Origin of the sequence: Microbacterium sp. NPDC080220 (genome assembly GCF_040686395.1) — a bacterium.
Taxonomy (GTDB): Bacteria; Actinomycetota; Actinomycetes; order Actinomycetales; family Microbacteriaceae; genus Microbacterium; species Microbacterium gawkjiense.
In genome coordinates, this window is the sequence record NZ_JBFBOP010000004.1 from 266002 (window position 1) to 276000 (window position 9999).

Below are 9999 nucleotides of genomic sequence, written 5' to 3' on the forward strand. Positions count from 1 at the left end.
ACGCCGGGGGTCAGCGCAGCAGGAGGTTCGGCTGCAGCAGGTACTTGAAGCTCTCGGGCGTGCCCGAGGTCTGCGGCGTGATGAGGACCGGGCTCAGCTTGTTGGCGTTCTCGCTCGAGGTGAACGTGATGCGCGTGAACTCGCTCTTCACGGCGCCGAGCGCCTCGAGCAGGTACTGCGGGTTGAGTCCGAGGGTCACCTCGTCGCCGGCGAGCGTCGCGTCGACCGACTCGGTGGCGCGGGCCTGCTCGGTGCCCGCGGCATCCATCGACACACCCTCGTCCGAGAACGAGAAACGCAGCGGCGCCGACCGGTCGAGCACGAGCGAGACGCGACGGACGGCCTCGGCGAGCTCTGCCGTGTTGACGACCGCATAGTGCTCGGTCTGCGCGGGGAAAAGCCGCCGGACCGGGGGGAAGTTGCCCTTGATGAGCAGGGAGGTGACGGTCTTGTTGCCCGCCGTGAACGCGATGATCTCGCGGTCGCCCGAGCCGGAGAACGAGATCTGGATGTCGCCGGAGTGCGCGAAGGTCTTCCCGACCTCGGTCAGCGTGCGCGCGGGGACGAGCGCGGTCGTCGCCTCTTCGCGGGCGACGGCACCGCTGTCGAAGTTGATCTCGCGCAGCGCGACGCGGTAGCGGTCGGTGGCGACGAGGCTGAGCTCGTTACCGGTCACCTCGAGCTGCACACCCGTCAGGACCGGGGTGACGTCATCGCGGGAGGCCGCGAACGCGACCTGCGCGATCGCGGTCGAGAAGTCGTCGCCCGGGACGAGGCCGGAGTCGCCCGAGACCTCGGGGATCGCGGGGTACTCGGCGACGGGCATCGCCGCGAGGGTGAACCGCGCCGAACCGCACGTCAGGAGGATCTCACCGTCGGCATCCTGCGTGATCTGGATCGGTGCGTTCGGCAGGCGGCTCGCGATCTCGGACAGCAGTCGGCCGTGGACGAGGATCGTGCCCGGCTCGTCGACTGTCGCCTCGATGCGGGTACGGGCGGATGCCTCGTAGTCGAACGCGGCGAGCGACAGACCGTCGTCGCCGGCTTCGATGAGGACACCGGCGAGGATCGGCTGCGGGTTCCGCTGCGGGAGCAGTTTCACGACGAACGACACGGCTTCGCTGAATACATCGCGGTTGACGTGGAACTTCACTGATGCTCCCTTGACGGCGAGATGGGCCCTCTCATGCTAGTGCCCACGACAGGACGCTCCGGAAGCCGCTCTGCCGAGCTCGCCGCGACCGGCCCGCACCCCGTGGGTGTGATCGGATCGGGCTTCCATTAGATAGTTCTCTGTCTTCTTGTTAACAGCTGTGGAAACTGTGGATAAGTCGGTGGGTCCCTGTCGTCGAGCCGGAACCACATCCGTGTAACTTGTGCACGGACTGCGGAAAGACGCGTGAGTCCGGCGACGACGAATCGTTGCGTGTCATCCGTTCATCCACAGGCTGTCGCCGTTCGTTCACATCCGACGGCCCGTGACGCACAGTTATCCACAGGCTTTCCACACTGTGGAAACGGCATTTTGGTGGTCCGGCCGCGGACGTGTCAAGTACGGCCGCACACCCGGGCGTGTGGGGCCGTCAGCGCGAGGAACGGCCGAGCTGAGAGGTGATCTCGGACACCTGGTTGTAGATCGAGCGACGCTCCTTCATGAGCTCGCTGATCTTCTTGTACGCGTACATCACCGTCGTGTGGTCGCGGTTGCCGAACAGCTGACCGATCTTCGGCAGCGACAGGCTCGTGCGCTCGCGGCACAGATACATGGCGATCTGCCGAGCCGTGGCGACGGACTGCGAGCGGCTCGAGCCGTACAGGTCGTCGACCGTGAGGCGGAAGTACTGGGCCGTGGCCGAGATGATGTCGGTCGGCGAGATGACGTTCGCATCGTCCTGGTCGACGATGTCGCGGAGCACCGTCTGCGCGAGCGAGATGTCGAGGTTCGAGCGGTTCAGGCTCGCGAACGCGGACACCCGGATGAGGGCGCCCTCGAGTTCGCGGATGTTGCTCGACACCTTGGTGGCGATGTACTCCAGCACGTCGTCGGGCACCTGCAGGCGCTCGGACTGCGCCTTCTTGCGCAGGATCGCGATGCGCGTCTCGAGGTCGGGCGCCTGCACGTCCGTGATGAGACCCCACTCGAAGCGGCTCCGCATCCGGTCCTCGAACCCGGTGAGGTGACGCGGCGGCACATCGCTCGTGATCACGACCTGCTTGTCGTGGTCGTGCAGCTGGTTGAAGGTGTGGAAGAACGCCTCCTGCGTCTCGGCGCGACCCTGCAGGAACTGGATGTCGTCGATGAGGAGGATGTCGACGTCGCGGTACCGGGCCTGAAACGCCGACGCGCGGTTGTTCACGATCGAGTTGATGAAGTCGTTCGTGAATTCCTCACTCGAGACGTACCGGACCTTGATGCCGGTGTAGAGGTTGATCGCGTAATCGCCGATCGCGTGCAGGAGGTGGGTCTTCCCCAGCCCCGAGTCCCCGTAGATGAACAGCGGGTTGTACGCCTTGGCCGGCGCCTCGGCGACGGCGACCGCCGCCGCGTGCGCGAAACGGTTGGACTGGCCGATGACGAAGTTGTCGAACGTGTACTTCGGGTTGAGGCGGGTGTCGTTGCGGGATGCCGGTGCCGCCTGCTCGCTGTAGTCCTCGGCGTTCGGCCGGGTCGGTGCCGACGGGGTCGGCGCGAGGGCCGACTGGACCGGGACCGGCGCGGTGAGGTGGGTGTCACCGAGCTCGGGGTTCACGACCACGCGGAAGGTGCTCGCCGACGGCTCGGCGTCGACCTGCGCGAGGGCCTCCATGATGGGTCCGCGCAGGCGCTTGTTGAACTGGCCGGCGGTGAGGTCGTTGGGGACGTCGAGGTAGAGCGTCCCGCTCATCACCCCCTGGGCGACGGCGAGGTTCACGAAGCCGTGCAGCTGCGGCGTGACGCGGTCGTCGTTCGCCAGCACGTCGAGCACGGCGCTCCAGACGGGGACATCTGGAAGTTCGTGCTCGGACATGACCCTCCCCGGGTGTGGACAATGGTGTGCACGGTACTGTGCACAACCTGTGGATAAGTATCCGGATCACGCTAGTCATCGGCGCCGCGCAAGGCAAAACCCACTGTAGAACCGGCCCGCGTGTCGTCGCCAGCAGCGTTCGGGCGTCGGTGGATAATGGCCGGTCGGCGTCCCGGTTTGGGATCTCAGGGATCTCGACGTATCCTAGGTCGGTTGACTTGTGCCTCTCGGCGCGAGTCCCCCATGTACCTGTGTCCCCGGTCTCGAGCGTTCGGGTGACCCCGCCCATCCGGAGTGATCTTCATGAGCAAGCGCACGTTCCAGCCCAACAACCGCCGCCGCGCCAAGAAGCACGGCTTCCGCGCCCGTATGCGCACCCGCGCCGGCCGCGCCATCCTCTCGGCTCGCCGCTCCAAGGGGCGCACCGAGCTCTCGGCCTGACACCACGCGGTGCTGGCGCGCGGGAACCGCATCACCCGCGGGGCGGACTACCGTTCCGTCGTCCGCGGAGGTTCCCGCTGTCCGGCGGCACACACCGTGACCCACGTGGTCAGCACGTCTGAACAGCGCCCCCCACGCTTCGGCTTCATCGTGAGCAAGCAGGTGGGGGGCGCTGTCGTGCGCAACACGGTGCGTCGTCGGCTCAAGGCGATCTGCGCAGAGGCCCTCCCGGAGGTCCGGCCCGGGGCCGATGTGGTCATCCGCGCGTTGCCCGCTGCGGCATCCGTCGATTTCGCGACCCTGCGCACGGAGGTCATCCGCTGCCTCGAACGGAAGGCGGCCGCATGAGCTCGGCGCCTCTTCCCTCGTACACCCGCGGAACGGCGGTGATGGATGCCGCGACCCTGCCGGCGACGATCACGCTGCTCCCCCGCAACGCGGTGATCGCCCTGCTGCACGGCTACCGGGCGACCGTCTCCCAGCTGTACGGCGACGTGTGCAAGTACTATCCCTCGTGTTCGGCCTATGCGCTGGGCGCCGTGCAGCAGCACGGGGTCCTCAAGGGTTCGGCGCTCGCGGCGGCCCGTCTCGCGAGATGCCACCCGTGGGCCGCGGGCGGCATCGACGACGTCCCCGCTCACACGCACTTCCGGCACGACCTGACTTCGCACGGCTTCGTCGTGCCCCTCAGAAAGGATTGATCCGTGATGGATCTCTTCGCCTCGGCGACCCTCCCGCCGCTCCCGAACCCGACGACACCCGAACCCGGTGATCCTGACTTCTTCAGCATCATCCTGTGGCCGTTCAAGTTCGTCGTCGAGGCGATCCTCGTCTTCTGGCACTGGATCTTCACGTCGATCGGACTGGCACCGGATGCCGGCCTGACCTGGGTTTTGTCCATCATCGGGCTCGTGATCGTCGTGCGTGCCGCGCTCATCCCGCTGTTCGTGCGGCAGATCAAGAGCCAGCGCAAGATGATGGAACTCGCGCCCGAGATGCGCAAGATCCAGGAGCGGTACAAGGGCAAGCGCGACCAGCTGTCGCGCGAGGCCATGAGTCGCGAGACCATGGCGATGTACAAGAAGCACGGTACGACGCCGCTGTCGAGCTGTCTGCCACTGCTGGTGCAGATGCCGATCCTCCTCGGCATGTTCTACACGCTCAGCGAGGTGAAGCGTCACGCGGAGTGGGGTGTGGGTGGTACCGGCCTGCTGAACGCGACCCTGACGCGCGAGTTCTACAACGCCGAGCTGTTCGGTGTCGCACCGCTGCACGTCAACATGATCGACGCGATCAACACCAATCAGACGGCGACCGTCGTGATCCTGGTGATCCTCGTGATCCTGATGATCCTGTCGCAGTTCTTCACGCAGCTGCAGATCATCTCGAAGAACCTCTCCCCCGAGGCCAAGACCGGCCAGGCCTACCAGATGCAGCGGATCATGCTGTACGTCCTGCCGCTGGCCTTCATCTTCTCGGGTGTGTTCTTCCCGCTCGGCGTCGTCATGTACTGGTTCACCTCGAACATCTGGACCATGGTCCAGCAGTTCGTCGTCATCCGGAACCTCCCGACCCCCGGGTCGGAGGCGGCCAAGGCGCGCGAAGAGCGTCTCGCGAAGAAGGGCAAGGCTCTCGACGCGAGCGGCAAGGTCATCCCCCTCGCCAAGTACGAGGCCGAGCAGCAGCGCCTGTTCGAGGAGGCCGAGCGCGCGAAGGCGCAGGCTCCCAAGCGCCAGCAGCCGGTGAGCAAGCAGCGCGCGAAGAAGCAGGCTCAGAAAGGCAAGCAGGACGGCAGGTCCTGACGAGGACCGAAGGATCGACCATGACGACCACTGACCAGACCCCCGGCGCTCGCGCTGTGCCCACCGTCGACGAGCTCGAGCAGGAAGGCGACATCGCCGCCGACTTCGTCGAGGGCATCCTCGACATCGCGGACATCGACGGCGACCTGACGCTCGACGTGCGCGCCGGCCGCGCTTACGTGTCCGTCGAGAACGAGCAGCCGGATGCGCTCTCGCTCCTGTCCGACCCTGAGACAGTGCAGGCGCTGCAGGAGTTGACCCGCATCGCGGTGCAGACCAAGACCGGTCGGTTCTCGCGCCTCATCCTGGATGTGGGCGGATCCCGCGACGCGCGACGCGCGCAGCTGCAGAAGCTCGTGGAGCGCGCGCTGGAGCGTCTCGACGACGGTGCCTCGCAGGCATCCCTGCCGCCGATGTCCAGCTACGAGCGCAAGCTCGTGCATGACATCGCCGCGGAGCACGGCCTGGTATCGGAGTCCTACGGCGAAGGCGCCGATCGCCACACCGTTCTGCGCCGTGGCTGACGTTTCACGTGAAACACCCGAGCGCGAACCGGATGCCGCGGCATCCGTCTTCGGCGATCGGATCGATCTCGCACGTCGCTTCACCGACGCGCTGATCGCCCAGGGCGAGGAGCGCGGTCTCATCGGACCACTCGAACTCCCCCGCATCTGGACCCGACACATTCTCAACAGTGCGGTCGCTGCGCCGCTGTTCACGGCCGGATCCCGCGTCGGTGACATCGGGTCCGGCGCCGGCCTGCCGGGACTCGTGCTCGCCATCGCACGTCCTGACGTCCGCTGGGTGCTCATCGAGCCGATGGAGCGCCGCATCGCGTGGCTGACGGAGCAGACGGACGAGCTCGGGCTCGACAACGTCGAGATCGTCCGCGCACGCGGTGAGGACTGGACCGAGGGTCCTGTGTTGGATGCGGTGACCGCCCGCGCCGTGAGCGCGTTCCGCACCCTCATCCCGATCACGGCGCCGTTGGTGCGGGACGGCGGGGAGCTGGTCCTGCTCAAGGGTGCCAACGCAGCGAACGAGATCTCCGCTGCGGAGAAGGCGATCCGGAAGTTCCGGTTGTCGGATGTCCGGGTCGAACCGGTCGGCGACGGTGTCGTCGCCGAGCCGACGCGCGTCATCCGCGCCACCGTGCGCTGACACCAAGCGGCGATGTTTCACGTGGAACATCGAGCGCGCTGACGATCGCCAGCGATGTGTGTTTCACGTGAAACGCGGGGAGCGCGAGAGCTCTGTTTCACGTGAAACGACGATCGGCGCCGGAGGCTGACGGAGGCCTCGACTACAGTGGGAACGTCCTCGACACGACAGGAGTAACAGGTGCCGGATTCGGAGAACACCACCTCTCCCGCACCCTTCTCTTTCGACGACAGTCCGATCGCCCGCGAATTGGCGGATCTGACGTCGCGCAGGAAGGTCCTCGCCGAGGTGAAGGTCGAGTTCGACGGCTCCACCCGCGTCTTCACGGTGTCGAACCAGAAGGGCGGCGTGGGGAAGACCACGACGACCGTCAACCTGGCGGCGGGGCTCGCCTCCGTCGGTGCGCGCGTGCTCGTCATCGATCTCGACCCGCAGGGGAACTCGTCGACGGCGCTCGGCATCCCGCACAGCGCCGACGTCGCGAGCATCTACGACGTCCTCATCGATGAGGAGCCGCTCGCGGACGTGATCCAGACGAGCCCGGAGTCGCCGAATCTGCTCTGTGCGCCGTCGACCATCCATCTCGCCGGCGCGGAGATCGAGCTCGTCTCACAGGTCGCGCGGGAGCACCGTCTGCGGACGGCCCTGGAGACCTACCTGGCGGACAACCACGTCGATTACGTGTTCATCGACTGCCCGCCCTCGCTCGGACTCCTCACGATCAACGCCTTCACGGCAGCGACCGAGGTCCTCATCCCGATCCAGTGCGAGTACTACGCGCTCGAGGGACTGAGCCAGCTGCTGGGGAGCGTCTCGATGATCCAGAAGCACCTCAATCCCGCCCTGCACCTGTCGACCATCCTGCTGACGATGTACGACGGGCGGACCCGACTCGCACAGCAGGTCGCCGACGAGGTGCGCACGCACTTCCCCGACCGGGTGCTGACCACCGTCATCCCGCGGTCGGTCCGTGTCTCCGAGGCGCCGAGCTTCGGGCAGACGGTCATCGCCTACGACGGACAGTCCGCGGGCGCCGTGGCCTACCGCGAGGCGGCGGTCGAGATCGCGCGGCGCGGTCTCGCACAGAACTCAGAAGAAGGAGCCCACTGATGGCCAAGCGAACCGGACTGGGCCGGGGCATCGGAGCCCTCATCCCGACGCAGGACTCGTCGGAGGCACGTCCCGTCGACGTGTTCTTCCCCGGAGCGTCGCTGCCCGCAGCCGACGCCGACGGATCGAACCAGGATGCCGCACCCGCGGAGACTCCGGCGGGGGAGGACGAGCTCGTCGCCGTTCCCGGAACGCGTCTGATCGAGGTCGACCCGAACGAGATCGTCCCCAACCCGCGCCAGCCGCGCACGAACTTCGACGCGGACGACCTCGCCGAGCTCGTGCACAGCGTCCGCGAGTTCGGTGTGCTGCAGCCGGTCGTCGTGCGGCGCAACGAGGACGGCGCGTACGAGCTCATCATGGGCGAGCGCCGCACTCGCGCTGCCCGCGAAGCCGGCCTGACCGCGATCCCGGCGGTCCTGCGGGAGACCGAGGACGAGCACCTGCTGCGCGACGCGCTGCTCGAGAACCTCCACCGTTCGCAGCTGAACCCGCTCGAAGAGGCGTCCGCCTACCAGCAGCTCCTCGAGGACTTCGGGATCACCCAGGAGGAGCTGGCGACGCGCATCGGACGATCGCGTCCGCAGATCAGCAACACGATCCGGCTGCTCAAGCTCCCCGTGCCCGTGCAGCAGCGCGTCGCGGCCGGCGTGCTCAGCGCCGGCCACGCCCGCGCCATCCTCTCGGTCGACGACGCCGACCACATGCAGCGCCTGGCCGACAAGATCGTGAACGAGGATCTCTCCGTGCGCGCCGCGGAGGCAGCCGCCAAGACGATCGGCAATCGGGTGCGTCCGCTCCCCAAGGCCGGCACGCGCCGTGCGCACCTCGACGACGTCGCGGAGCGGCTGGGAGACCGGCTCAACACCAAGGTCAAGATCTCGCTGACGGCAAGGAAAGGCCAGATCAGCATAGATTTCGCGACGATCCAGGATCTCAACCGCATCCTCGGTGAGCTCGGCGAGACGGAGTTCGGCGGCTCCTGATCGGGGCCGGACGTCGGGAGGCGAGCGTAGGCTGGACGGGTGAGCGATCGCCCCAACCTCCCCCGACGCGCGAGCCTCGAGGTGCTGCGCGCGGAGGCGTCCGACGAGTTGTCGGTGCTGGTCGAGGAGCGACTGCGCGACGGTGAGGACCCCTGGGCCTTCATGGAGGATCTCCCCTCGGTCGACGAGCTGGTCGTGCTCACCCTGCGGGCGGAGAGCATCGCGGCCGACGGCGGACAGCGTCCGACTCAGGCGCGGAACTACCGTGTGCTGCGACAGATCGCCCTGGACTACCCCGCGCTGAGCGCGGCGGTCTGGCGCCTGCTCGGCAGCGAGCCGCACCGGACGTGGAACGTCTCGGTCCGAGCCTCCTGACCGTTCCACGTGAAACGTCGCCGATGGACGAGCTGACGATCGCCACGTTCGACATCGCCCCGTCGCGAACAGTCCTCACCATCGACGCGGTGCGCGCCGGGCTCCGAGAACGGATGATCCCCGCCGTCGTCGGCGACGAGGACGGCACCGTGATCGCACGCGTGGCCCTCACGCCCGACGGCCAGCTGGTCATCGCGTCCGACGGCACGGTCACGAGCACCGCCCCGGAGCCGGTGCTGGACGCCCTCGCGGCGGAATGGTCGGCCGACGTGCTGCTCGAATCCGACGGTCTCGTCCTCGTCGGGCGCGGAGGGGATGCCGCGGACCCGCCGCCGTCGACGTCACCGATGCGTGACCTCCCGCTCCGGGTCTACGTGCTGCTAGGCGAGCGTGTTACCGGTCTCACCTCGCTCGCCCAGCAGCTCGAGGCATCCGTCACCGTCGCCGAGGTCGACGGAGCGGCCATCGTCGTGGCGCACGGGCACGTCCGGGACTCCTGGCCGCCGGCGCAGCGCCCCGTGGTCGCGCTCACCCGCACGCGGACGGGCCTCACGGTGGAGGTGTTCAGCGCCGCCGGACTCGGGGCGCTGCCGGAGAAGGAGCGGATGCGGGGGCGCTGCATCCCGGATCTCACGCTGTCGTGGCCGGCACGGTGGGTGCCGGTGCTGCCGGAGGAGGGGTGGACGGGGGAGGTGCAGCGGATGCTGCGCACGGCCGCCGTCGAGCGGATGTCGGAACTCGCCGATGACCGGCCCGTGCTCGACGAGCTGCGGGTGACGCGGGCGGCGTTCGAGCACCTTCGCCGATGCGACAACGATGACGACCTCCCCGGTCACCTCACCCGGGCCCTGCGTCTGCCGGCGGTCGTCGAGGACCTCGTCCGGGACCGTGGCGACGTCGCGGATCTGCCGGGTGCGCGTCGGAACGAACGCACCGATGAGGGTCGACGCGCGTGGGAACTCGCGTCCCGTCCGTCGTGGTGGTCGCGGTTGTTGCGGCGGCGCGGAAACGACGAAGGACGCGGCGACCGGGGTCGCGCGGGTCCTTCGTGACGTGGGGTGCTCAGCCGATGTAGTCGGCGAGGTCCTGCTCGAGGGCGAACTTCGGCTTGGCGCC

12 protein-coding genes are annotated in these 9999 nt (G+C 67.8%); 10 read left to right on the forward strand and 2 right to left on the reverse strand.

Translation table 11 applies throughout. The annotated features are described in order from the left end of the window. Positions 1-10: 10 nt before the first annotated feature. Complete coding sequence (gene dnaN, locus AB0P29_RS09015) at positions 11-1153, reverse strand: DNA polymerase III subunit beta (RefSeq protein WP_363379447.1); 1143 nt, start codon at positions 1151-1153, stop codon at positions 11-13. A gap of 430 nt (positions 1154-1583) precedes the next feature. Further along, positions 1584-3008 (reverse strand): chromosomal replication initiator protein DnaA, encoded by a 1425-nt coding sequence (gene dnaA / locus AB0P29_RS09020; protein ID WP_217528890.1) that lies wholly within the window; start codon positions 3006-3008, stop codon positions 1584-1586. A gap of 303 nt (positions 3009-3311) precedes the next feature. Here dnaA and rpmH point away from each other — a divergent pair, with 303 nt between their 5' ends. From rpmH to AB0P29_RS09070, 10 genes are all read left to right on the forward strand, one after another. Then, positions 3312-3449 (forward strand): 50S ribosomal protein L34, encoded by a 138-nt coding sequence (gene rpmH, locus AB0P29_RS09025; protein ID WP_064002918.1) that lies wholly within the window; start codon positions 3312-3314, stop codon positions 3447-3449. Between the two features lie 9 nt (positions 3450-3458). Continuing rightward, positions 3459-3797, forward strand: coding sequence for a ribonuclease P protein component (gene rnpA / locus AB0P29_RS09030; RefSeq protein ID WP_217528887.1), 339 nt, complete (start codon positions 3459-3461; stop codon positions 3795-3797). Positions 3798-3838: 41 nt separating this feature from the next. Further along, complete coding sequence (gene yidD, locus AB0P29_RS09035) at positions 3839-4150, forward strand: membrane protein insertion efficiency factor YidD (RefSeq protein ID WP_064002916.1); 312 nt, start codon at positions 3839-3841, stop codon at positions 4148-4150. A 6-nt stretch (positions 4151-4156) separates the two neighbouring features. Continuing rightward, positions 4157-5251 (forward strand): membrane protein insertase YidC, encoded by a 1095-nt coding sequence (gene yidC / locus AB0P29_RS09040; protein ID WP_363379456.1) that lies wholly within the window; start codon positions 4157-4159, stop codon positions 5249-5251. Between the two features lie 20 nt (positions 5252-5271). Then, on the forward strand, positions 5272-5775 hold the full coding sequence (locus tag AB0P29_RS09045; RefSeq protein ID WP_064002805.1) for a R3H domain-containing nucleic acid-binding protein: 504 nt from the start codon (positions 5272-5274) through the stop codon (positions 5773-5775). Further along, on the forward strand, positions 5768-6412 hold the full coding sequence (gene rsmG, locus AB0P29_RS09050; RefSeq protein WP_363379448.1) for a 16S rRNA (guanine(527)-N(7))-methyltransferase RsmG: 645 nt from the start codon (positions 5768-5770) through the stop codon (positions 6410-6412). Before AB0P29_RS09045 ends, rsmG begins: the two co-directional genes overlap by 8 nt. A 180-nt stretch (positions 6413-6592) precedes the next feature. Beyond that, positions 6593-7522, forward strand: a complete 930-nt coding sequence (locus AB0P29_RS09055; protein WP_363379449.1) for a ParA family protein — start codon at positions 6593-6595, stop codon at positions 7520-7522. Continuing rightward, positions 7522-8508 (forward strand): ParB/RepB/Spo0J family partition protein, encoded by a 987-nt coding sequence (locus AB0P29_RS09060; protein WP_253035468.1) that lies wholly within the window; start codon positions 7522-7524, stop codon positions 8506-8508. Before AB0P29_RS09055 ends, AB0P29_RS09060 begins: the two co-directional genes overlap by 1 nt. 39 nt (positions 8509-8547) lie before the next feature. Further along, entirely contained in the window at positions 8548-8883 is a 336-nt protein-coding gene (locus AB0P29_RS09065) for a tryptophan synthase subunit alpha (protein WP_311286660.1), read from the forward strand. 23 nt (positions 8884-8906) lie between these two features. Continuing rightward, the gene (locus AB0P29_RS09070) at positions 8907-9935 is read left to right on the forward strand and encodes a hypothetical protein (protein ID WP_363379450.1); all 1029 of its coding nucleotides are present in this window, start codon (positions 8907-8909) and stop codon (positions 9933-9935) included. Positions 9936-9999 lie beyond the last annotated feature (64 nt).